Raw genomic sequence first — 22,937 nt, forward strand, 5'->3', positions numbered from 1 at the left:
GCAGGAACACCCCATGCAACTGACGCTCTGGACTTACGAAGGACCGCCCCATGTGGGCGCGATGCGCGTGGCCACCGCCATGACGGACGTGCACTACGTGCTGCACGCCCCCCAAGGCGACACCTACGCCGACCTGCTGTTCACCATGATCGAGCGCCTGCCGCGCCGCCCACCCGTCACCTACACCACCTTCCAGGCGCGCGATCTGGGCGGCGACACGGCCGAGCTGTTCAAAGACGCTGCCCGCCAAGCCATGGCGCGCTTCAACCCCGCTGCCATGTTGGTGGGCTCGTCCTGCACGGCGGAGTTGATTCAGGATGACCCGGGCGGTTTGGCCCAAGCCCTGCAACTGACCATCCCCGTGGTAGCCTTGGAGTTGCCCTCTTACCAGCGCAAGGAAAACTGGGGCGCGAGCGAAACCTTTTACCAACTGTGCCGCCACCTGATGCACAAACCCGCCGCCGATAAGCCCGCGAAGGTCAGACCCACTTGCAACATCTTGGGCCCCAGCGCCCTGGGCTTTCGCCACCGCGACGACGTCAAGGAAATCACGCAACTGCTGAACCAACTCGGTGTCGATGTCGCGGTGGTCGCACCTTTGAGCGCCAGCGTGGCCGACGTGCAAAAGCTGGCCGAAGCCGACTTCAACGTGGTGCTCTACCCCGAAATTGGCATGGCCGCCGCGCAGTGGTTGCAACGCCAGTTCGACCAGCCCTACACCAAGACCGTGCCCTTGGGCAGCCACGCCACACGCGACTTCATCGCCGAAGTCTGCACGCTGACTGGCCTGCCCCAGCCCGCACAAGACCCGAGCAACGCCCACGCCCACTGGTACGCCAAGTCGGTCGACTCGACCTACCTGACCGGCAAGCGGGTCTATATTTTTGGCGACGCCACGCATGTGGTGGCCGCGGCCCGCATCGCCAGCCAAGAGATGGGTTTTGAGGTGGTGGGCCTGGGCACTTACAGCCGTGAATTTGCACGCGAAGTGCGCGACTGCGCCAAACGCTACGGCGTCGAAGCCCTGATCACCGACGACTACCTGGAAGTCGAAACCCAGATCAACGCGCTGCAGCCCGAGCTGATCTTGGGCACGCAGATGGAGCGCCACATCGCCAAGCGCCAGGGCATTCCGTGCGCGGTGATTTCGGCCCCGGTGCATGTGCAGGACTTCCCCGCCCGCTATGCGCCGCAGATGGGTTTTGAAGGCGCGAACGTGCTGTTCGACACCTGGGTGCACCCGCTGATGATGGGCTTGGAAGAGCACCTGATCGGCATGTTCCGCGAAGACTTCGAGTTCCACGCCGGTGCTGCGCCCTCGCATTTGGGCAGCACGCGGCCTGCGGCAGAGAACGTGGCACCCGTCAGAACTGAACCTGCTGCCGCAACCCCAGCGCCCACAGCCGTTGCGCAGGCACCGGTCAGCACCGCCGCCCCCACACTTTCTACCGACGGCATCCAAGCCAAAGGCTTGACAAGCGACGGTGTCAAAGCCGTCGCCGCCCCCGCCCAAGCCGCTTCGAACCAGGCCACCTGGAGCCCCGAAGCCGAAAAGGAGCTGGGCAAGATCCCGTTCTTTGTGCGGGGCAAAGCGCGCCGCAACACCGAGCGATTTGCCCAAGACCTGGGCGTGGCGACGATCACCGTGGAGACGCTCTACGATGCCAAAGCCCATTACAGCCGGTAAACAGGCCACCTCAACACCGCGCATGAGCGTGGTGCTGTTGACCATGGACAGCCACCTGGCCAGCGCCGCCGAGAGCGCTGCCGAACGCCTGGCGCGCGACCTGCCTGGCCTGCACCTGCAAACCCACAGCGCATCGGCCTGGCGCGACAGCGACAAAGCCCTGTCCGCGTGCTTGGCCGCTGTGGCGCAGGCCGACTTGGTCATCGTCACCATGCTGTTCATGGAAGACCATTTCCTGCCGGTGCTTGATGCCCTGCAGGCACGCCGCGATCACTGCGACGCCATGGTCTGCATCATGTCGGCTCCGCAAGTCACGCAGCTCACCCGCATGGGCAAGCTGGTCATGGGACGCGAATCGAGTGGCCTGATGGCCTTGCTCAAAAAGCTGCGCCCCAGCGCCAAAAACAAAGACACGGGTTCGGAGACCGGTGCACCGTCGAGCGCCGGGGCCAAACAAATGGCCATGCTGCGCCGCCTGCCCAAGTTGCTGCGTTTCATCCCCGGCACCGCCCAAGACCTGCGCCTGTTCTTTTTGACCATGCGTTACTGGCTGGCGGGGTCAGAGCACAACATCGAGCACCTGGTCAAAACCCTGGTGCACCGCTACGCCCAAGGCCCACGCGAGCCGCTGCGCGCCCTGGCCCAACCCGAAGACCCGATCGAATACCCCGAGGTGGGCCTGTACCACCCGCAGATGAAAAACCGCATCAGCGAACAGCTGAGCGACCTGCCTGGCCACGGCCGCAAAGACCAGCCTGCCGTGGGTCTGTTGCTGCTGCGCTCGTATTTGCTGGCCGGCAACACCGCGCATTACGACGCGGTCATCCATTCACTGCAAGCGCGCGGCCTGCGTGTCATCCCCGCTTTTGCCAGCGGCCTGGACGCCCGCCCGGCCATGGACCGCTTTTTCAAGCAAGGCACAGGCGCGAAGATCCAATCCTTGGTGTCCCTCACCGGTTTCTCGCTCGTCGGTGGCCCGGCCTACAACGACGCCAGCGCCGCCGAAGTAGCGCTCAGCGAACTCGATGTGCCCTACATCGCTGCACACCCGCTGGAGTTTCAATCGATCGAGCAGTGGGGCGACTCCACACGCGGCCTCTTGCCCGTGGAAAACACCATCATGGTGGCCATCCCCGAACTGGACGGCTCGATCTTGCCCATGGTCTACGGTGGCCGCCCTGGCCCTGCCGGTCAAACCTGCCACGGCTGCGACAAGCGCTGCACCTTCCCCAGCGGCCCGCGCAGCCAAGACATGTTCACCTGCAGCGAACGCACCGAGATGCTCACCGCCCGCGTCGAGCGCCTGGTGCGCCTGCGCGATAAGCCACGAGCCGATCGCAAGCTGGCCATCGTGCTGTTCAACTTCCCGCCGAATGCAGGCAGCGTGGGCACGGCCGCATACCTGTCGGTGTTCCAGTCGCTCTTCAACACCTTGCAGCGCTTGTCGCTCGAAGGCTACCAAGTGACCTTGCCCGCCAGCGTGGACGACTTGCGCGAGCGCCTGCTGCAAGGCAACGCCAGCCAGTACGGCACGCAAGCGAATGTGCTGCACGCGATCGACACCGGCCACCATGTGAAAAACGAGCGCTGGTTGAATGAGATCGAAGCGCAGTGGGGACCTGCCCCCGGCAAGCACCTGACGAATGGCCAGTCGATCTTTGTTTTGGGCGCAGACTTTGGCCAGGTGGTGGTCACGGTGCAACCGGGTTTTGGCTACGAAGGCGACCCGATGCGCCTGCTGTTCGAAACCGGCTGCGCCCCCACCCACGCCTTCAGCGCCTTCTACCGCTACCTGCGCGACGACTACGCCGCCGACGCGGTGCTGCACTTTGGCACGCACGGCGCGCTCGAGTTCATGCCCGGCAAACAAACCGGCTTGTCGGCACAGTGCTGGCCCGACCGCTTGATCGGCGCCCTGCCCAACGTCTACCTGTATGCCGCCAACAACCCGTCCGAAGGGGCCCTTGCCAAGCGCCGGGGCGCGGCCACTTTGGTGAGCTACCTCACGCCCTCGCTCACGCACTCGGGTCTCTACAAAGAACTGATCAGCCTGCAGCAATCCATTGAGCGCTGGCAACAAATGGGCCCCGATCAAGCGCAGGACCGCGAAAGCCTGACCACACTGATCCGCGAACAAGCACAAAGCATCGACTTGTCCGTTCCAGCCCATCAGGCGGCAGACCCCACCGCCTGGATCGAGCAACTGCAAAACCAGCTGCTGGAACTCGAATACGCCCTCATCCCCGAAGGCCTGCACGTCATGGGCCAGGCCCCCACCCGCGAGCAGCGCTTGGGCACCCTCAAAGTCATGGCCGATGCCATGGGCTTGACCGGCGCTCAAAACGCCAGCTTGATGGAAGCCTTGGTGGACGGTGCGAGCGAAGCGCAACTGAACGCACAGTTCAGCACCGACTTACCCGCTGGCGACAAAGCCCAATCCGAGACGCTGCGGCAGCTGGTGCGCAGCAACCGCCTGCTGGGCGAAGACCACGAAATGCAAGGCCTCATGCGCGCCCTCGATGGCCGCTATTTGCAACCCGCCCCCGGCGGCGACCTGATCCGCAACGCCAACGTCTTGCCCACCGGGCGAAACCTGCACGGCCTCGACCCGTTTCGCATGCCGTCTGCCTTTGCCGTGCGCGACGGCATGCGCCAAGCCGACAAACTCTTGGCCCGTTACCAGCAAGACCACCAGGCCCTGCCCGAGACCGTGGCCATGGTGCTGTGGGGCACCGACAACCTCAAGACCGAAGGCAGCCCCATGGCGCAGGCCTTGGCCTTGATGGGCGCCGCCCCGCGCTTTGACAGCTACGGCCGCTTGGCTGGCGCGCAGCTGATTCCTTTGGCCGAATTGGGTCGCCCCCGCATCGACGTGGTCATCACCTTGTCGGGCATCTTCCGCGACCTGCTGCCGATGCAAATCCGCTTGTTGGCCGAGGCCGCGTTTTTGGCGGCCAACGCCAATGAACCCGTTGAGCAAAACTTTGTGCGCCAACATGCTCTGGCCTACCTGGCCGAGCACGAAGGCAGCACCATGGAGTGCGCCGCACTGCGCGTGTTCGGCAACACCGAAGGTGCGTACGGCGCGAACGTGAACCACTTGATCGACAGCAGCTGCTGGGAAAACGAAAACGAGCTGGGCGACGCCTTCACCCAGCGCAAAGGCTTTGCCTACGGCCGAGAAGGCCGCCCAGTGCGCAACACATCGGTGCTGCAAAGCGCACTGGCCAGTGTCTCGCTGACCTACCAAAACCTCGACTCGGTCGAGCTGGGCGTGACCAGCATCGACACCTACTTTGACACCCTGGGCGGCATCAGCCGCGCCGTGCTGCAGGCCAAGCACCAGCGCGACGGTAATGCCGCCGAAGCGCCACCTGTGTTCATTGGCGACCAGACCCAAGGCGACGGCGTGGTGCGCAGCCTGACCGAACAAGTGGCGCTGGAAACCCGCAGCCGCATGCTCAACCCCAAGTGGCACGAAAGCATGCTGCAACACGGCTATGAGGGCGTGCGCCAGATTGAGGCGCACCTCACCAACACCATGGGCTGGTCGGCCACCACGGGGCAAGTGCAACCCTGGGTCTACCAGCAGCTGGCCCAGACCTTTGTGCTGGACCCTGCCATGCGCGAGCGCATGGCCCAGCTCAACCCCACCGCATCGGCCAAAGTGGCCAACCGCCTGCTGGAAGCTACGCGCCGCCAGTACTGGCAACCCGACGCCGAGACCATGACAGCCCTGCTGCGTGCCGGTGAAGAACTTGAAGACCGCCTTGAAGGCATACAAGAAGGACTCCCAGCATGATCGAAACCACCAGCATTCCGGTGAACAGCATCCAGAGGGTCCGTGGGGCCGATGGCGAGGGCAGCGTGCAGTTCCAGATGGACCCCACGGTCAAAATCGGCACCGCCAAGGTGTTTGCGGTCTACGGCAAGGGCGGCATCGGCAAAAGCACCACGTCCTCCAACCTGTCGGTCGCCTTCAGCAAGTTGGGCAAGCGCGTGCTGCAAATCGGCTGCGACCCCAAGCACGACTCCACCTTCACCCTGACCAAAAAGCTCATGCCCACCGTGATCGACGCACTCGAAACGGTGGACTTTCATGCCGAAGAGCTGCGCCTCGATGACTTTGTGTTCAAAGGCTACAACGGCGTGATGTGTGTGGAAGCCGGTGGCCCGCCTGCCGGCACCGGCTGCGGTGGTTACGTGGTCGGCCAGACCGTCAAATTGCTCAAAGAACACCACCTGCTCGAAGACACCGACGTGGTGATTTTTGACGTGCTGGGCGACGTGGTCTGCGGTGGTTTTGCCGCCCCGCTGCAACACGCCGACCGGGCGCTGATCGTGACCGCCAACGATTTCGACTCCATCTTTGCGATGAACCGCATCGTGCAAGCGATTGGTGCCAAGGCCAAAAACTACAACGTGCGTTTGGGCGGCGTGATCGCCAACCGCAGCGATGCGACCGACCAAATCGACAAGTACAACGCGGTCACCGGTCTCAAAACCATGGCGCACTTTCCCATGCTCGACGAGATACGCAAGAGCCGTTTGCAAAAGTGCACCCTGTTCGAGCTGGAACCCACTCCCGCCGTCAAAGCCGTGCAAGACGAGTACATGCGCTTGGCCGCTGCCCTGTGGCTGGGGGCCGACCCGCTGCCGTCGATCCCGATGAAAGACCGCGACATTTTTGACCTGCTGGGTTTTGACTGATCCGCACGCCAAAACTCGCACAGAAAGCACGCCATGAATACCACCGCCTACGAACAACGCCGCAGCCAGATCGAGCACTACTTTGACCGCACCGCGGCCGATGCCTGGGCGCGATTGACCTCGAACGAGCCGGTGGGCCGCATCCGCGCCACGGTGCGGGCCGGGCGCGACACCATGCGCGAAACCCTGCTGTCGTGGTTGCCACAAGACATGCGTGGTCTGCGCGTGCTGGATGCCGGTTGTGGCACTGGCGCGCTGGCCCTGCAAGCGGCCCTGCGCGGGGCCGAAGTGGTGGCGATTGATTTGTCACCCACTCTGGTCAAGCTCGCTGCCGAACGCATGGCCGCCGAACACCCCACCCTGCCCGGCTCGGTGGAATTTTTGTCGGGCGACATGCTCAGCCCCGACTTAGGACACTTTGACCATGTGGTCTGCATGGACTCGCTCATCCACTACGACAGCGACCAAATCGCCGAAGCGCTGGCCGGGTTGGCGCAGCGCACCCGCGGCTCCATGGCCTTCACCTTTGCGCCGCGCACCCCACTCTTGGCCCTGATGCACAGCGCGGGCCGTCTGTTTCCGCGCAGCGACCGCTCGCCCTCTTTGTCACCCGTGGCGCACGCCGACTTGCTGCAACGCATGCAAAACCACCCCGAGTTGCAGGGCTGGCAAGGCGCACGCATCCAGCGCGTAGCCAGCGGCTTTTACACCTCACAAGCCTGGGAGTGGACCCGCTCATGAAACTGCGCGTCCCCATGCCCCGCTGGTTCACCGCTTACGGCACGCGCTTCATGCCGTTTGCCGATGCGGCCTCGCCCGAGCTGCCGATGGCGCGCTTGCTGCGCCTGTCGCTGTTCCAAGTGGTGATCGGCATGGTCACAGCGCTCTTGGTGGGCACGCTCAACCGGGTCATGATTGTGGAGCTGCAAGTGCCCGCCTGGTGGGTTGCTTTGGCGGTCGCCATCCCCATGGTGTTTGCGCCGCTGCGCACCCTGATCGGCTACCGCAGCGACACGCACCCCTCGGCACTGGGCCTGCGCCGCATCCCTTATTTGTGGACCGGCACCTTGCTGCTGTTTGGTGGCCTGTCCATCATGCCGTTTGCCTTGTTGCTGCTGTCCGAGCCCGACCACACCAACGTCTGGGTCGGGCAAGTGGGCGCGTGCCTGGCCTTTGTGCTGGTGGGCGCGGGCATCCAGGTCACGCAAACCGCTGGCATGGCGCTGGCACACGACTTGGCCAGCGACGACAAACGCCCCCGCGTGGTGGCCTTGCTCTACAGCATGCTGCTGGTGGGCATGATCGCCAGCAGCGCGGTGTTCGGTCTGGTGCTCAGTGACTTCAATCCACAGAGACTCATTCAGATGGTGCAAGGCTGCGCCGTGATGGTGGCGGTGATGAACCTGGCCTCGCTCTGGAAACAAGAGGCCCGAAGTGCCAAGCGCGGTCGCCGCGAAGCCGGTGGTTTTGCCAGCAGCTGGCGTGACCTGATGGCCCAGCCCCAAATGCGCCGCTTCTTGTGGACCCTGGGCATCGGCACCTTCGCCTTCAACATGCAAGACATCGTGCTGGAGCCTTATGCCGCCGAAATCCTGAAGCTTGACGTGGGCGCCACCAGCGCCCTCACGGCCTTGAGTGCCGGTGGCGCTTTGCTGGCTTTCCTCGTGTCAGCCCGCTGGTTGTCCGGCGGCATGCACGCCTGCCGCCTGGCCAGCTTGGGTGTGCTGCTGGGCTTGCCCGCGTTTGCGATGGTGATTTTTTCGGGCCCGCTCGAAGCGGCCTGGATGTTCCGCATCGGCGTGGGCCTGATCGGTTTCAGCGGCGGTTTGTTTTCTGTCGGGATGCTGGTCACGGCCATGGGCATGGCGGCAGATGGCAGCCCGCTCGGCCACCTGGGCGGTCTGGTCATCGGCACCTGGGGCGCGGTGCAAGCCACCAGCGCGGGTGCGGCCATGGCTCTGGGCGGGGCTGTGCGCGATGGCGTGTCAGTGTTGGCCATGTCGGGCGCATTGGGCGAGGTGCTGGTCACCCCCATCACTGCCTACAGCTTCGTCTACCACCTGGAAATGTATTTGTTGTTTGTCGTGCTGGTGGCCTTGGGCCCCATGTTGCGTGCGAGCCGTCTGGCCGCACGCGCAGCGGCCCCCCAAACCGGCACCCACCAACCCTTTGGCCTGGCGCAACTGCCGGGCTGATGCACCGATTTTTTGAAGGAGACAGCCATGGAAACAGGCGCAATCACCCAGTACATCGATGTGGCCCAAATCGTGTTGTACATGTTTTGGGCATTCTTTGCGGGGCTGATTTATTACCTCTTGCGTGAAAACCACCGCGAGGGCTACCCCATGGATTCGGGCCGCGAGAACGGCCCCAAGATCGAAGGTTGGCCACCCGTGCCCGAGCCCAAGGCCTTCAAGACGCAAGACGGCCACACCTACTTGTCGCCCGACTTGGCCCGCCCAGACGGCAGCTACAGCGGCCAACCCACCCACGGCTGGAACGGTGCCCCCCTGGAGCCCGTGGGCGATCCGCTCTTGGCAGGCGTAGGCCCCGGTGCCTGGGCCATGCGCGCCGACATCCCCGATGCAGACCCGCATGGTCATCCCAAAATCGTGCCCCTGCGCGTGGCGACTGACCACTCGGTGGCCAAACAAGACGTGGACCCGCGTGGCTTGCCCGTCTGGGGCGCTGACAAGGTCGTGGCCGGTACCGTGGTGGATCTGTGGGTCGACCGCATGGAGATGATGTTCCGCTACGCCGAAGTGCAATTGGCGAACTCCGACAAGCGCGTGCTGCTGCCCATGACGTTTGCGCGCATCAAGAAAGACGGCACGCATGTGCAGGCGATTTTGGGTCACCAGTTCGTGAACGTGCCGCAAACCAAATCGAACGCGCAGATCACCTTGCTCGAAGAAGAAAAAATCACCGCCTATTACGGCGCGGGCACCTTGTACGCCACCCCTGAGCGTCAGGAACCCATCATATGAAAGCCACCCACGAACACGAGTGGGAAGCCGCCCCTGGCCTGCCCAGCGCCCTGCCTGCGGGCGAGCGCGTGGTCTGGCAGGGCGCACCCGACTGGAAACGCCTGGCCATCCACGCTTTCCATGTGCGCAAGATCGCGCTGTACTTCGCGCTCATGCTCGCGGTGCAGGCCATCAACCTGACGGCCCCTGAGGGACGGGTGGATTGGAAACCCCTGTGGGTAGCCGCCAGCCTCTACGCCCTGGCCCTGGCGCTGCTCTTGGGCACCGCCTGGATGTCGGCGCGCAGCACGCTCTACACCCTGACCAACAAGCGTGTGGTCATGCGCATCGGCATCGTGCTCACGCTGACCTTCAACCTGCCCTTCAAACGCATCGCGGGCGCTTCCCTCAAGACCCAAGGCGCTGGCACAGGCGACATCGCGCTGGCCTTGCACCCCGAAGACCGCATCGGCTGGGCCCACCTCTGGCCGCACCAGCGCGCTTGGCATGTGACCCAACCGCAGCCCACCCTTCGCTGCGTGCCCGAGAGCGCGAAAGTGGGTGAATTGCTGCTGAACCTGTGGCGTGCCGAACGTGCGGGCCAAAGCCTGCACTTGGGAGACGTTCCCGTCAGCAACACCCACACACCCAACCACGGCATGCTGGCATGAACACCCTGCCCCAACACGACTGGCAGCCCAACCGCCAAACCCCTCAGACCCAAGGCCTGAACCGGCCCATGGCCTGGATCGGCGTGATGCTGCTGGCCATGCTGGTGGCCGTGGGCCTGGCGCGCTGGTCGGGCCTGGACCCGCGCACGCCGGATGCTGCCGTGCAGTGGCAACGCGACCTGCAGTTTCGCGATCTGCCCAGCGGTGACATCGCCGTGCTGGACCACCGCAGCGGCCAGCAAGTGGCCCAGTTTTCGGGCGAGCAAGGTTTTCTGCGCAGCACCCTGCGTGCCCTGGCCCGTGAGCGCCAGCGCGAGAGCCTGGGCAAAGAAGCCCCCTTTTTGTTGATCGGCCGCACCGACGGCCGCCTGACCTTGCAAGACCCCAGCACCGGCCAGCGCATTGACCTGGAGTCCTTTGGACCCAGCAACGCCGCCGTGTTCGCGGGTCTAAGACTGGCAGGGCAAGACACCGTGCGTGTGAACACTCCAGCCCGCGAACCCGTTAAACCCGATTGAACCCGTACCGGAGAACCCCATGACCGCCACCGCTGTCCACACCATCGAAACCGCTGAAGACGCCAACAAAAAGGCGGTGCACAGCGACATGATCAGCCCGCGTTTTTACACCACGGACTTTGCCGCCATGGACCGCATCAACATCGAGCCGGTTCGCGCCGAGTGGGACAAGATGATGGCCGAGTACGAGGGTGACAACAACCACGATCACTTCCAGCGCGACGAAGCATTTGCGGGCGAAGTGGCTGCGGGCATGGCCAACCTGTCGCCCGAGATGCGCCAGGAATTCATGGACTTTTTGGTCAGCTCCCTCACATCAGAGTTTTCGGGTTGCGTGCTCTACAACGAGATCCGCAAGAACGTCAGCAACCCCGACATCAAGCAGCTGATGACCTATCTGGCGCGTGACGAATCGCGCCATGCGGGTTTCATCAACCTGTCGCTGCGCGACTTCAATTTGGGCATCGACCTGGGTAACTTGAAGCGCACCAAGAAGTACACCTTCTTCAAGCCCAAATACATTTACTACGCGACCTACCTGTCGGAAAAGATCGGTTACGCCCGCTACATCACCATCTTCCGCCAGCTCGAAAAGCACCCCGAAAAACGCTTTCACCCCATCTTTCGCTGGTTCGATCTGTGGTGCAACGACGAGTTCCGCCATGGCGAGTCTTTTGCCCTCATCATGCGCGCCAACCCCAAGTTGCTGAGCGGTGCCAACAAGCTCTGGATTCGCTTTTTCTTGCTGGCCGTGTACGCCACCATGTACGTGCGCGACCACACCCGCCCCATGCTGCACGAGGCCATGGGGCTGGATTCGAGCGAATACGACTACCAGGTGTTCCGCATCACCACCACCATCACGCAGCAGGTCTTTCCGCTGGCGCTCGACACGGACAATCCCGATTTCCGCCGGGGCTTGGAGCGCCTGTTTGCCTTGTCGCAAGCCATGGAAAAAGCCAAGGCACGCGGTGGCGTGGTGGGCAAGCTGCAGCAAGGCGTGTGCGCTGTGAAAGCCGCCGCCACCTTTGCGCGCCTGTACTTCATGCCCGTGATTGCCCAAGACCTGTCGCCCCAGGTACGGATGGAACCCGCATGGTGAATGAAGTCGTCTGGGCCTGCGTGTTCACGGCCCTGTGCTGGTGGCTCGGCACGGGGGTGATCTTGTGGCTCGATCGGCTGCCTGCGCGCAGCTTCCGTTTCAGCCTGGCCGGCTGGACGGTGCTTTTGGCTTTGAGTTTTTGGGGCGTGGCCCACAGCATGCAAGAGGTCAGCGTGTTCAACGCCTACCTCGCCTTTGGCAGCGTGATCGTGATGTGGGGCTGGCACGAGCTGGCCTTTTTGACCGGCTGGATCACCGGTCCGCGAAAAACCCCATTGGACCCCGGCTTGACGGGTTGGCCGCGCTTTGTGCAATCGGTGCAGGTCATGCTGTACCACGAGCTGGCCTTGCTGGCCAACTTCGCCGTGCTGTGGTGGATGCAAGAGGGGCAATCCAGCCATGTGGCCATTTGCACCTTTGCGCTGCTGTGGTGCATGCGCCTGTCGGCCAAACTGAATTTGTTTTTTGGCGTGCCACAAAACGGCGCGCAATACCTGCCCGCGCACCTCAAATACCTGGCCAGCTATTTCCGCACCCGCGACATGACGCTGTGGTTCGTGCTCTCGATGGGCGTGGCCATGGGCACCTGGTTCTGGCTGGTCTGGCTGGCGCAACAAGGCGCAGTGGCCATCACCACCGGCTGGGTCATGCTGGCCACTTTGCTGGGCCTCGCGATTGTTGAACACGTCATCATGATTTTTCCTTGGCCACTGGAGCGGCTGTGGGGTTGGGCCATGGGCCAGACCACCAAACCAGCTTTGACCACACCCCCTTGAAGGCCCCCATGAACACCACCACCCATGCTTACCGCACCGAAGGTTTCGGCATTCCCGTCTCGCCGCAAGGCCCAGAGCTGGGCACCCCGTCCAAGCTGCGCCAGCGCCCTGTGGCGGTGGTCATTGGCAGCGGTTTTGGCGGACTGGCCGCAGCGATTCGCCTGAGCGTCAAGGGCTACGAGGTCAAGGTCTTTGAAAAACTCGACGCCCCCGGTGGCCGCGCTTATGTGCACCACCAGGACGGGTTCACCTTCGATGCGGGCCCGACCATCATCACCGCGCCTTTTTTGCTCGAAGAGCTGTGGGCGCTGTGCGGAAAAAGTTTTGCCGACGACGTCAAGCTGGTGGCCATGGACCCGTTTTACCGCGTGCGATTTTCAGACGGCACTTGGTTTGACTACAACGGCGACCCTGAGCACATGCGCGCCGAGGTGGCCCGCTTCGAGCCCTCGGATTTGCTTGGCTACGAACGTTTTTTGGAAGAAGCCGAGCGCTGCAAAACCCTGGGCTTTGAAGGCATGGGCGACATGGCTTTTGACAAGGTCAGCGACCTGATGGCCGCCATCCCCGACTTTTTGCGCATGGGCGCCTGGCGCAGCCTCTACAGCCTGGTGGCCAAACACATCCGCAACGACAAGCTGCGCACCGTGATGAGCTTTCACCCGCTGCTGATCGGCGGCAACCCCTTTGCGGTGACCTGTGCTTATGCGCTCATCAATTCGCTGGAGCGCACCTGGGGTGTGCACTCGGCCATGGGCGGCACCGGGGCGATTGTGAAAGGCCTGGTCGGCTTGTTGGAAGAGCGTGGCGTGCCGCTGCGCTGCAATGCGCCCGTGACGCAAATCCGCATTGAAGGTGGTCGCGCCTGTGGCGTCGAGTTGCAAAGCGGCGAGTTCGTGCCCGCCGACATCGTGGTGAGCAACGGCGACACCGCCTGGACCTACAAAAACCTGGTGGCACCGCAACACCGGCGCGTCTGGACCGACCGCAAGATCGCCAAGGGGAAATACTCCATGGGCTTGTTCGTCTGGTACTTCGGCACCGCCAAGCAATACAAAGACGTGCCGCACCACATGATGGTGCTGGGCCCGCGCTACCAAGGCCTGCTGCAAGACATCTTCAACAAACACAAACTGGCCGAGGACTTCAGCCTGTATTTGCACCGCCCCACCGCCACCGACCCCTCGCTGGCCCCCGAGGGCTGCGACACCTTTTATGTGCTCTCGCCCGTGCCGCACCTGGACAGCGGCACCGACTGGCCCGCCTTTGCCGAGACCTACCGTGCGGCCATTGCCGAGAGCCTGGAAGCCAGCGTGTTGCCCGGTCTGCGCGACTGCATCGTGACCAGCAAGGTCAGCACGCCGCAGGATTTTCAGGACAACTTGTGGTCTTACAAAGGCGCGGGCTTTGGGCTGGAGCCGCTGCTGCTGCAAAGCGCGTGGTTTCGCCCGCACAACCGCAGCGAGGATGTGCCGGGGCTGTTTGTGGTGGGCGCAAGCACGCACCCAGGCGCGGGTGTGCCGGGTGTGCTGATGTCGGCCAAAGCTTTGGAGTCGGTGGTGCCCCATGTCAACGTCTGATCTCAACCCCAACGCCGTGAACCTGCCTGAACTCGACTTCGACTCGCAGGACCTGCAGGCCTGTGTGGCCATGATGCAGGGCGGCTCCAAAACCTTTTTTGCGGCCAGCCGCTTGCTGCCCCTGCGCGTGCGCACCGCAGCCATCGCGCTCTATGCCTTTTGCCGCGTCGCCGACGATCTGGTGGACGAAGCCACTGCGGGCGACACGCCGCTGGCCGTGCTGCAAGCGCGCCTGGACGCCATTTACGCCAGCACCCCGCACGACCATGTCGAAGACCACGCGCTGAGCCTGGTGGTGCAGCAATACAAACTGCCACGCCATTTGCTGGACGCGCTGATCGAAGGCTTTGCCTGGGACGCCGGGGGCCGCAGCTACGACAGCATCGAAGACCTGCACGCCTATGGCGCCCGCGTGGCAGGCAGTGTGGGCGCGATGATGAGCTGGATCATGGGGCCGCAAAGCATGGACACGCTGGCCCGCGCCTGCGAGCTGGGCGTGGCCATGCAGCTGACCAACATCGCGCGCGACGTGGGCCATGACGCCAGCATCGGCCGCCTGTATTTACCGCGCCGCTGGCTGGTCGAGGCTGGCATTCAGCCCGAAGCCTGGATGGCCCAGCCCACCTTCACCCCCGCCATTGCACAGGTGGTGGCGCGCTTGCTGGATGAGGCCGACCGCTTGTACAAGCAAGCGCATTCGGGCATTGCCGCCCTGCCGCCCGACTGCCGCGCTGCCATTTGCGCGGCCAGCATGATCTACGCCGAGATCGGCCACCAACTGCGCCGCGAAGGCCTGGACTCGGTCAACAAACGCACGGTGGTCAGCACCACGCGCAAGCTCATGCTGCTGGCCAGTGCCTGGACCCAGGTGCACTGGATTCGCGTGTCGGACCACAGCCCCGCGCCACTGGCCGCCATCGTGGGCCTGGTGCAAGGCTGCCGCGATGCGACCCAGCAAACCGGCAACAAGGCCTACTTTCCCAACCGCGCCATGCCCCAGCGCGTGGCCTGGATGCTCAACCTGTTCGAGCGCCGCGAGACCGAGCGCCTGGACCGCAACGCGGTGCACCCCACACCATGAGAGTGCCCAGCCACAGCATCACCGTGCGCCTGCTGTACGTGAGCCGGGCCGTCGGCCCGCAAACCACCACGATGACCACCACCATCCTGGCGCAAGCGCAAGCCCACAACCCCGCGCAAGGCATCACGGGCGTGCTGTGCCAGGGGCAAGGCTTTTTCTTTCAGGTGATCGAGGGCGAGCGCAGCCGCGTGAACGCCCTGTACCGCCGCATCAGCGGCGACACCCGCCACCAGGATGTGGAGCTGCTGCACTACGAAGAAATCCACGAACGCCGCTTTGGCCAATGGTCCATGGCGCTCGTGCACCTGTCGGTGGACGACCCCATGGTCCGGCTGCACCACCCCGACTTCGACCCCTACTCGGCGTCCGGTCCGCAGGTCATGCAGCAGGTGCTGGACTTGCTGGAGGTGGGGCAACCGATTCGGATGCCAGAGGCTTGAAGGACACGAAGCTTCGGCCCGTCAGCCGTCAGCCGTCAGCTTCATCGCGTCAACTCACCCAAAAAAGCCTCTTCTTTTTTGGCCCGGGTCAGGGCCACATCAATCAGCTTGCGCTTGCTGTCCACCTCCAGTGGGTCGCCCAAATTCGACTTGGGGGCCAGCACAATAACGTGGTAAAAATCCAAGCCTTTCGCACGGTGCATGGTGGCGACATACGTCACGCTTGTCTGGCCACCGCGTTCTGGTTTTCATCGATCATAGCCACCCGCATGCCTTGCGATTGCAGGAGCTTGACTTGCTGATCGCGGTCCCATTTTGTGGCCGCAATCACGCAGGTGGTCGATGCGACTTCTTCGCCCCTGACTTCAATTTTTGCCTGCGCGGGCAAACTCTTCACACTGCAAAGTCAGACAACGCATCCACGGTCAAGCCAGCTATCCAGTCAAAATCGCTCGTGTTGCGGGTTGCCAGCTTCAAGCCGTGTTCCAGACAAGTGGCGGCAATCAGGGCGTCACCCAGCGTCATTTTTCGCTGACGCCGCAGGTCAATGGCCAGCTCAGCAGTTTGTGAGCTGATCGGGTATTCGTCAAAGGCGGACAACAGCACTCGCAGCAACATGTCTTCGTCTGGGCGCAAACGGTGGAAACCCAGTACCTCTATGCGTGTGACGATGGAGATGGCTGGCAACTGGTTCTGAAGCCATTCTTGCAAGGGGTGGTCACGCGCTGATGCAGCGCGAATCAGGATGTTGCTGTCAGCAAGCCACATGGGTATCAATCCCCACGACCAGGCTGAGTCCGTTCAGCACGAGCCTCGCGCTGCCAGACACCCGCATCGTCAATGTGGGCAAATGTTCCCGCCTGCGCCACTGCCGCCAAGGCTTGGCGCAAATTTTTCTGCCGCTGAAGACGGTCGGGGGCCGACGGTGCCAGTGCAACATCGTCATCAATGAGCAAAATCATGCGTGCGTCACGCCCATAAAGGGCTTTGAAATTGGCTGGCAGCGCAATGCCGCCTTGGGCAGAAATCGTGGTGGCGAGTTCGATGGCTTGCATGTCAACACTCCTTTGATAGCGATGGTAGACCCATGATACTGGGCACGAAAAATGAACACAAATAGAGGACACAGGATGCTGGCATCGGCCAAGACCTGCAAAGGCGACATCAGGCCGACAAGCCCAGCTTGTGAGCCAATTCAGTTGCCAGCACCTTGGACTGCTTGCGCTCTTTGCGAGGCGTGGCTGGAGCCTCATCCAAACGCTTCAAATCCACTGCTTTGCGGGCTTGCGTCAGGGTTTTGGGTGCGCAGGCAGACGCCTTGGCCACCAGCGCCTCAAATTCGCTGGCCAACACTTTGCGGTGCCCACCCGCTGTGCGGTGCACCTTGCCCGTGTAAGTGCCCGAATCGAGCAGCGCCGCCACAAAAGGGCGCGAAAAGCCACAGCGATTGGCTGCCCCATGGGCCTTCAGCTCCAAAGGCAGCGCCAAGCGCAAAGCCGATGCGCACTGCGCCTGGAACGAACCCACCAGATCGCCTGCCAAACGCGTTTTTTGGGGGTGCGACAAAGACATTGGCTTGACCGGTTTGGCCTGCTTTTCAGTCTGAATTAGAGTGCGCATAGCAAGGCTCTTCACCCGTGATGAAAGAAAAAAACGAAAAAAACGAAAAAGTTTATGCGCTATTTTGCTTGTTTCCTTGCATAAAACATGGCCCCGCGGAATCAGGCCGAGCTTTTGCTCCGGGTTTTAAATGCGTTCCAACTGCGTGCATCCAAAACCGAATTCACCGCATCAACCCAAGCCCAACCTCCGCGCATACAGCCCATCAAACACCGCCTCCAGCCCGGGGTGCACGCCGCGCAGGCCAGCAACCACGGCAACAGCCCAGTCGAAGTAGGCCTGTTTGCGCTCGGGCGACCAATCGGCGGGTGGCGAGGCCAGGATGTCGCGCAAATTACTGATCTTGTCGGCCAGCTTGACCAGCTGGGCCTGGGGCGAGATGTGCGGCGCGTGCTCGATCTGCAGCTGCTTGCGCACCGACTTTTCAAGTGACTTGTCGTCGGTCACCTCCAGCACCACAGACGCCACTTGTTCGCCAAACACGGCCCGCAATTCGTCGGCTGTGGTCTCGGTGTCCTCGATGGTGTCGTGCAGCACGGCGGCGCACAGCACCGTCACATCCTGCACGCCGCCCTCGTTGGCCAGCACGTTGGCCAGCGCAATCGGGTGGTTGATGTAGGGCGAGGCCTCGGCGTCCTTGCGCCTTTGGTTGCGGTGCTTATCGGCGGCAAAGGCCACGGCTTGGACCAGAGCGGCCAGGGGGTTGGGGATGTTGATCATGGTTAGACTATCATCCAATTGGGTTTATTTGAGGGGGAACTGTTATGCAAGTAGCTGCCGCGCCGCCATCCATTCCGGTTGGCAAGATCAAGAGCTTCGGGCCTTTCGGGCCCAAGTATGAGGTTGGCCAAGCGCTACATCCTTTGGATGATGGTGACTGGATGATTGAAGTCACCATGGTGGAAACAGGCGAAAAGGCCGAATACCGTCTGACACACCTGTCCGATGATCCGGAGGCGCACTGATGTACGCAGTAGCTTTCGATCTGGTGGTTGCTGACACCGAAACTCATCACCCCGAGGGGGTTACTCAGGCTTACACAGAAATCGGCGCCATTCTCGCAGAGCACGGGTTCCGAAGGGTACAAGGCAGTTTGTATGTCAACGACAACGAAGACATGGCCAATCTGTTTCTTGCAATTCAATCTTTGCGTGCCCGTCCTTGGTTCCCGAAGTCTGTGCGTGATATTCGTGCCTTCAGAATTGAACAATGGTCAGACTTCACACCTGTCGTCAAGTCTTAATCTCAACAACAGTTAAGCCGCTGTTCGCAATCTCCATCCCCTTGATTGCGTCATCAATTGTCGCGACACCGTCGCGACAATCGCCTCACCGACTCACATACACATCTTTGCCATTGGCCTGCAAAGACACCACCAGCGAGGCCACCACGTCGGTGGCTTGCAAGGCCAGCAGCAGCACATACCACTCGGTGCGCACCGCAGGCCAAATGACCACCTGAATGCTGCACGCCAGCAGCAGCACGATGGACAGCAATTGTTCGGCCACCGAGCCGCGTGCGAACAAAGCGGTTTTGATGATGTCGATGCACAGCAGCAGCACGCCCACCAGCACCAACACACCGCCGCCCGTCAAAGCAGCGGTGCTCGACAAGTCAAAAAACTTCACGTCAATGAAGTCAATGCCCGCAAACACGAAAAAGTTGTAGATCGCAAAAGGGATGATCAAAAGAGGAATGGATTTCATGGGGTTTCAGAATGAAGAGTTATAAAAAAATGGCGGTCATGGGGGACATCAGAGGCACCAGGGACACCACGGGTCATGTGGGCGACTTCTCTAAGCCCAGGGCATACGCCTGCAACCAAAGCGAGCCGGTCACGTATTGCCCGACCTCTGGCCGCCAGTCGTTTTCAAACAAATGCTCGGCCACATAAATCGGGATCACCACATCCTCCTCGGCGCGAATCACCACCGTGTCCACCCGCCAAAAGTCCACATCCAGCACGCGCACCGCACGGGGCGTGACTTGCACCACCTCGCCCACATACTGCGCGTCATCGGCAGGCCCTGTGCTGGACGGCAGCAAAACCGCCATCTGCCCCAAATTGATGTGAATCGGCTCCAGGTCTTCGGGCGATTGGGGTTGCCAAGCGGCCAAGGATGCCGCTTCGTCCTCCATCGTCCAGCCGCCGTGCACCTCGGACCAGGCATTGCGGGCATGAAACCGCCGGATCTCATCCGCATCGTCAATCACATGATCGAGCGATTGCGCAGGCCCCATGTCATACGCCAAAGCCGACAACACAAAGCGATAACGCTCGCCCGCACGGTAAACGGCGCGGCTTTGCACAAAACCCGAATCAAAAGCAAAAACCACCGCGCCACTGCTCAGGCCCAAGCGCAAACGCGCCTCGATGCGGTTGGGAAACACCCCGATTTCCTCCACCTCGGCCAGCACCTGCCTGCCGTCGCCAAAAAACGGAAACGCCGACCACAGCGCATTGCGCGGCGCGTGGTCTGGGCCGCCCGGGTCTTGATGGATCAAAGCCATCAAACCCGCTTGCCCCTCGCCACGCGCTTGACCGGTGTGCAGCAAGGCAAAAGCCGACGGCTCCCCTTGCGCCACGAGTTGCCCCAAGGCGAATGGGTCATTCATGCCAAAACGCGACGCCTCGGCATCGTTGACCGCCACGCCCAACCACTTGCCCATCAAAGAGGGCACGTCGTCGTCAAAAACGCCCCAGCGGGCACCGTGGCCCCCGGCGTCATCGTCGGTCAGCTCTGGCGATGTTGAAAGCAAAAGATCTGGGTTCATGTTGGGCTCCCTGCTGGGTTCAAGTTATGGGTCTGTGCCTCGACTAACACCTTCATCAATGCAGCCTCCTGGCCTGTGGTGATCAAAGCCCACAGCGCTCGGCATTTGTCCAGCGGCTCGCCGGGCGACTCTTCCAGCGCCTTGATCCAGGCCAGCTCTTCGGTGGCACGCTGCATGGCTTTGCGGCTGCCGTACTCCGGCACCAAATGATCGCCCGCCACATCCATGGCGTGGATCAGCTCATCCTCGTTGGTGCGCATGCCGCGCCAAAAAAATTTGTTGGTCATGGCCTCGCGGGGGAACTCGGCCACACCCTTGAGCAAGGTCAACGCCTGCCCCCAAGGCGAAGACCACTCCGACTTTTGCGACGGATTGAACGCCACAGGCGAAAACGCCACCGTGGGAATCAACTTGAGGGACTGCGTCTTGTCCAAGCGCAGTTTCAGCTCAGTCAGGATGCTGTGAACAGCGGTATCCGGAATCTTGCCGCCCGGGTGATAGGCCTCGTACATGCGCTGCGCATCGGCGCTGATGCGCTCGTACTGCGACCCCAAAAAAGCCTCAATGTCGCCCCTCATGGTCTGCCCCAGCAACTGCTTGGCTTCGTCATTGGCCACCGATAACGCCGCCTCAAACAGCGGCATGGCTTTTTGGGGCATCCAGCGCACCCCGTCGGCCAGCGAAAACGAAAAGCGCGGCAACACCTCGCCCGACACGCGGCGCAAACGGTCAATCTTCTTGATCGTCACCTCGTCAAAAGGCGACACCTTGATCGAGGTCTGCGACTTGACCATGCCCGTCTGCTTGAAACTGTCCACGCCAAACCACTCGGGCTTGACCGGGGCCTCCAGCGGCGGAATGCGGCTTTGCTTGTCCACCGACACCAACGCGCCCAGCTCAAAAATTCGGGCCACGTTGTCAGACAAAGGGTCCAACTTGGGCACCCCCATCGCTTCGGTCGGCGACTCGGCTGGGTAGTTGTACCCATCCACCAACTCCACCTCGCCCGTTTCGGGGTTGACCACCACCTGAACCTCATCGACCGGATCAAGGCTGAGGCATTGCTGCCGATAGTCATCCCACAACTGCGCAGCCGCGAGGTCACCCTGGGGCAACACCAAATACGGCATGGCCGCCACCAGCTCTGGCCGCAGCACGCCCGACACATTCCACAAATAATCAAACCACTTGCGGCACGCCTCAAAGGTGGCGGCTGTGACTGCCGTGACCAAATTGGCTTGTGACGGCGAAGCCTGCGCAAACCCCATGTTTTCTGTCGGCCCCACCGAAATGGCCGTTTGGCCATCTGTGCCACACAGGCACAACAAATTGGACGAACGGTCCTGCAAAGACGCCTCGGGGTACACCCGGCAATCTGCCCGCTCGCCATGACGCTCTACAAGGCGCAGCAAGTTCTGCAAATCGGCCTCGGTGGTTCTGCACGTCGGGTGGATGCTGATGACCAGCCTGAGCTGGGCTTTGGGGTTGTCAGACAGATAACCCTCCATCCAGTCCACTGCCTGCGCATCGATGGCGGACACCACGCCAAACACACTGAGCGCCGCACGCGCCACCGCCTCGAAAGGCAAGGCCGAGGCGTATTGCGTGACCCCGGCGCTGACCAGCGGCTCGGGCCAGACGAAGGGAATGGGTGGGGTGAGGGGGTTGTTGGTCATGCAGGGGCTTTCAGTTGCCCAGGTGTGGTGACAGGCTGGAACACAACGTCGGGAGACAACTTGAAATGCGCAATGCCGCATTTAATTTGCAGGTTCTCGGCCAAACGGCGCTCTGCTTCTACGGTGCTGGATTTGGTTTCGGCCACGAAGTACACGCGGGTATCGCCCTCCAGCACCACCGCCCAATCGGGGTTGTAGGTGCCAAGCGGCGTAGGAATCTTGAACTTAGCAGGCAATTTGAAGAAAAACCGCACGTTGTTTCCATCTAAAGCACACAGGCTTGCAAATTCATTTTCCGTACCGCTTTGCGTAACCACGCAAGCAAAAGGCTCGCCTACAGGCTCCCTTTCGCTGTTGATCGCTTGCGCCTGCATCAGAGTCTTTGCAAGTGGGGTCACTGTTTCACTGTTACCAGGCGGATAGACACTGCTCAAATAAGTTTCCATCGCCTCTTCGCACAAGCTCATTTCATAGCGCTGTCCAGGGAGGTTGTGGTATTCGATACCCTTAACCATCAACGCTTGCAGGCAGCTTTTGATGGCAGATATCGCCAAATCCAAAAACGCTTGCGGGTTGATCAACAGCTCATTGAGCCGACCCGATCTATCGAGGATTGAAAAAATGGTGGATCTTGAGAGGTGCACTCGATTTTGAATATAGGCATATACATCCGGCACGCTGCTGCTCAAATAGACCGCGTTTGATTCACCTGTGCCGACGTGCATACCCTCAACGCCATAGCGGTTCATCACAATCCTGGCCTTGTCTGCACGAATTTTGGGTGCTTGGGTGATTGGGTATTGATGGGTGTCTGCCAATGCCTTCGTGCACAGATCAATCAACTCCGGTGTATCCAGCTCAACGCTAAATCGGGTTTTGTAGTTGATCTTGTCCCAAATCTCTCTAAACAGCTCTGCTTCTTCTGCACTTAACTTTTCGTTCCGTTTAACCAGCGCCTTTGACCGCGCATTTTTTATACGACCTTCAAACTGTGCCCCGGTTTCGTCTTCAATCTCTTGCTGCAAAGACTTGGCAAAGGCCTCATAGCTTTCGTTGGGGATCACGGTCAGCACATTCACCCGCTTGTCCATCACCCGCTCGCCCGATTGGTTCACGCACAGGCGCAGGCCACGGCCAATTTCTTGGCGCTTTTTCATGGCGCTTTTGGTTTCGTTGAGCGTGCAAATCTGGAACACATTGGGGTTGTCCCCCCCAGTTCGACACCAAACGTCATAAGTTGTTGATTTATATAGAGTCGGTTAAATTTTTACCACTACAACAACTTCATCTGTTCTTTTTTCTCCGGCTGTTTTACCTTCAACGCGCCCAACACTT

At 61.6% G+C, this 22,937-nt stretch carries 25 protein-coding genes; 15 read left to right on the top strand and 10 right to left on the bottom strand.

Annotated features, from left to right (window positions below; genetic code table 11):
* Positions 1-13 precede the first annotated feature (13 nt).
* From bchB to B9Z47_RS16545, 13 genes are read left to right on the top strand one after another with little or no spacing between them, the layout of a single operon-like run.
* Positions 14-1,687, top strand: a complete 1,674-nt coding sequence (bchB, locus tag B9Z47_RS16485) for a ferredoxin:protochlorophyllide reductase (ATP-dependent) subunit B (RefSeq protein ID WP_108332310.1) — start codon at positions 14-16, stop codon at positions 1,685-1,687.
* Positions 1,662-5,489, top strand: a complete 3,828-nt coding sequence (locus tag B9Z47_RS16490; RefSeq protein WP_108332311.1) for a magnesium chelatase subunit H — start codon at positions 1,662-1,664, stop codon at positions 5,487-5,489. Before bchB ends, B9Z47_RS16490 begins: the two co-directional genes overlap by 26 nt.
* Complete coding sequence (bchL, locus tag B9Z47_RS16495) at positions 5,486-6,397, top strand: ferredoxin:protochlorophyllide reductase (ATP-dependent) iron-sulfur ATP-binding protein (RefSeq protein ID WP_019429120.1); 912 nt, start codon at positions 5,486-5,488, stop codon at positions 6,395-6,397. Before B9Z47_RS16490 ends, bchL begins: the two co-directional genes overlap by 4 nt.
* Before the next feature lie 33 nt (positions 6,398-6,430).
* A complete protein-coding gene (bchM, locus tag B9Z47_RS16500) occupies positions 6,431-7,138 on the top strand; it encodes a magnesium protoporphyrin IX methyltransferase (protein ID WP_108332312.1) in 708 nt (235 codons plus the stop codon).
* Complete coding sequence (locus tag B9Z47_RS16505; protein WP_108332313.1) at positions 7,135-8,592, top strand: BCD family MFS transporter; 1,458 nt, start codon at positions 7,135-7,137, stop codon at positions 8,590-8,592. The genes bchM and B9Z47_RS16505 overlap by 4 nt, the downstream gene beginning before the upstream one ends.
* A 27-nt stretch (positions 8,593-8,619) precedes the next feature.
* Positions 8,620-9,384 (top strand): photosynthetic reaction center subunit H, encoded by a 765-nt coding sequence (puhA, locus tag B9Z47_RS16510; RefSeq protein WP_108332314.1) that lies wholly within the window; start codon positions 8,620-8,622, stop codon positions 9,382-9,384.
* A complete protein-coding gene (gene puhB, locus B9Z47_RS16515; RefSeq protein ID WP_108332315.1) occupies positions 9,381-10,034 on the top strand; it encodes a photosynthetic complex putative assembly protein PuhB in 654 nt (217 codons plus the stop codon). The genes puhA and puhB overlap by 4 nt, the downstream gene beginning before the upstream one ends.
* Entirely contained in the window at positions 10,031-10,552 is a 522-nt protein-coding gene (puhC, locus tag B9Z47_RS16520) for a photosynthetic complex assembly protein PuhC (protein ID WP_108332316.1), read from the top strand. The genes puhB and puhC overlap by 4 nt, the downstream gene beginning before the upstream one ends.
* Before the next feature lie 19 nt (positions 10,553-10,571).
* Entirely contained in the window at positions 10,572-11,654 is a 1,083-nt protein-coding gene (acsF, locus tag B9Z47_RS16525) for a magnesium-protoporphyrin IX monomethyl ester (oxidative) cyclase (protein WP_108332317.1), read from the top strand.
* Positions 11,648-12,430, top strand: a complete 783-nt coding sequence (puhE, locus tag B9Z47_RS16530) for a putative photosynthetic complex assembly protein PuhE (protein WP_108332318.1) — start codon at positions 11,648-11,650, stop codon at positions 12,428-12,430. The genes acsF and puhE overlap by 7 nt, the downstream gene beginning before the upstream one ends.
* Positions 12,431-12,438: 8 nt before the next feature.
* Complete coding sequence (locus tag B9Z47_RS16535; protein WP_199226455.1) at positions 12,439-14,010, top strand: phytoene desaturase; 1,572 nt, start codon at positions 12,439-12,441, stop codon at positions 14,008-14,010.
* Complete coding sequence (locus B9Z47_RS16540) at positions 13,997-15,091, top strand: phytoene/squalene synthase family protein (protein ID WP_199226457.1); 1,095 nt, start codon at positions 13,997-13,999, stop codon at positions 15,089-15,091. The genes B9Z47_RS16535 and B9Z47_RS16540 overlap by 14 nt, the downstream gene beginning before the upstream one ends.
* Entirely contained in the window at positions 15,088-15,531 is a 444-nt protein-coding gene (locus B9Z47_RS16545) for a BLUF domain-containing protein (protein WP_233253851.1), read from the top strand. The genes B9Z47_RS16540 and B9Z47_RS16545 overlap by 4 nt, the downstream gene beginning before the upstream one ends.
* A gap of 41 nt (positions 15,532-15,572) precedes the next feature.
* On the opposite strand, the gene B9Z47_RS16550 is transcribed toward B9Z47_RS16545, so the two are convergent.
* The 6 genes from B9Z47_RS16550 to B9Z47_RS16575 all read right to left on the bottom strand — a co-directional run bounded on the left by B9Z47_RS16550 (position 15,573) and on the right by B9Z47_RS16575 (position 17,850).
* A complete protein-coding gene (locus tag B9Z47_RS16550) occupies positions 15,573-15,752 on the bottom strand; it encodes an ATP-binding domain-containing protein (RefSeq protein ID WP_108332319.1) in 180 nt (59 codons plus the stop codon).
* Entirely contained in the window at positions 15,749-15,928 is a 180-nt protein-coding gene (locus B9Z47_RS16555) for a hypothetical protein (RefSeq protein WP_108332320.1), read from the bottom strand. The genes B9Z47_RS16550 and B9Z47_RS16555 overlap by 4 nt, the downstream gene beginning before the upstream one ends.
* Entirely contained in the window at positions 15,925-16,299 is a 375-nt protein-coding gene (locus B9Z47_RS16560; protein ID WP_108332321.1) for a type II toxin-antitoxin system VapC family toxin, read from the bottom strand. Before B9Z47_RS16560 ends, B9Z47_RS16555 begins: the two co-directional genes overlap by 4 nt.
* Positions 16,300-16,304: 5 nt before the next feature.
* Positions 16,305-16,586 (bottom strand): hypothetical protein, encoded by a 282-nt coding sequence (locus B9Z47_RS16565; protein ID WP_108332322.1) that lies wholly within the window; start codon positions 16,584-16,586, stop codon positions 16,305-16,307.
* 109 nt (positions 16,587-16,695) lie between these two features.
* A complete protein-coding gene (locus B9Z47_RS16570; protein ID WP_146185823.1) occupies positions 16,696-17,151 on the bottom strand; it encodes a hypothetical protein in 456 nt (151 codons plus the stop codon).
* 171 nt (positions 17,152-17,322) lie between these two features.
* Positions 17,323-17,850 carry an HD domain-containing protein gene (locus B9Z47_RS16575; protein ID WP_108332338.1) on the bottom strand — a complete coding sequence of 176 codons (528 nt, stop codon included), beginning with the start codon at positions 17,848-17,850 and terminating at the stop codon, positions 17,323-17,325.
* 65 nt (positions 17,851-17,915) lie between these two features.
* Here B9Z47_RS16575 and B9Z47_RS16580 point away from each other — a divergent pair, with 65 nt between their 5' ends.
* The gene (locus B9Z47_RS16580; protein WP_089956689.1) at positions 17,916-18,116 is read left to right on the top strand and encodes a DUF5397 domain-containing protein; all 201 of its coding nucleotides are present in this window, start codon (positions 17,916-17,918) and stop codon (positions 18,114-18,116) included.
* Positions 18,116-18,394: a virulence factor gene (locus B9Z47_RS16585; RefSeq protein WP_108332324.1), complete on the top strand. Its 279-nt coding sequence runs from the start codon at positions 18,116-18,118 to the stop codon at positions 18,392-18,394. Before B9Z47_RS16580 ends, B9Z47_RS16585 begins: the two co-directional genes overlap by 1 nt.
* Before the next feature lie 85 nt (positions 18,395-18,479).
* On the opposite strand, the gene B9Z47_RS16590 is transcribed toward B9Z47_RS16585, so the two are convergent.
* From B9Z47_RS16590 to B9Z47_RS16605, 4 genes are all read right to left on the bottom strand, one after another.
* Entirely contained in the window at positions 18,480-18,857 is a 378-nt protein-coding gene (locus tag B9Z47_RS16590) for a hypothetical protein (protein WP_108332325.1), read from the bottom strand.
* 73 nt (positions 18,858-18,930) lie between these two features.
* On the bottom strand, positions 18,931-19,926 hold the full coding sequence (locus B9Z47_RS16595; protein ID WP_108332326.1) for a hypothetical protein: 996 nt from the start codon (positions 19,924-19,926) through the stop codon (positions 18,931-18,933).
* Positions 19,923-21,602 carry a hypothetical protein gene (locus B9Z47_RS16600; protein WP_108332327.1) on the bottom strand — a complete coding sequence of 560 codons (1,680 nt, stop codon included), beginning with the start codon at positions 21,600-21,602 and terminating at the stop codon, positions 19,923-19,925. Before B9Z47_RS16600 ends, B9Z47_RS16595 begins: the two co-directional genes overlap by 4 nt.
* A complete protein-coding gene (locus B9Z47_RS16605) occupies positions 21,599-22,759 on the bottom strand; it encodes a hypothetical protein (protein WP_146185824.1) in 1,161 nt (386 codons plus the stop codon). Before B9Z47_RS16605 ends, B9Z47_RS16600 begins: the two co-directional genes overlap by 4 nt.
* Between the last annotated feature and the right edge of the window lie 178 nt (positions 22,760-22,937).

Origin of the sequence: Limnohabitans sp. 2KL-1, from assembly GCF_003063435.1 — a bacterium.
GTDB lineage: Bacteria > Pseudomonadota > Gammaproteobacteria > Burkholderiales > Burkholderiaceae_C > Limnohabitans_A.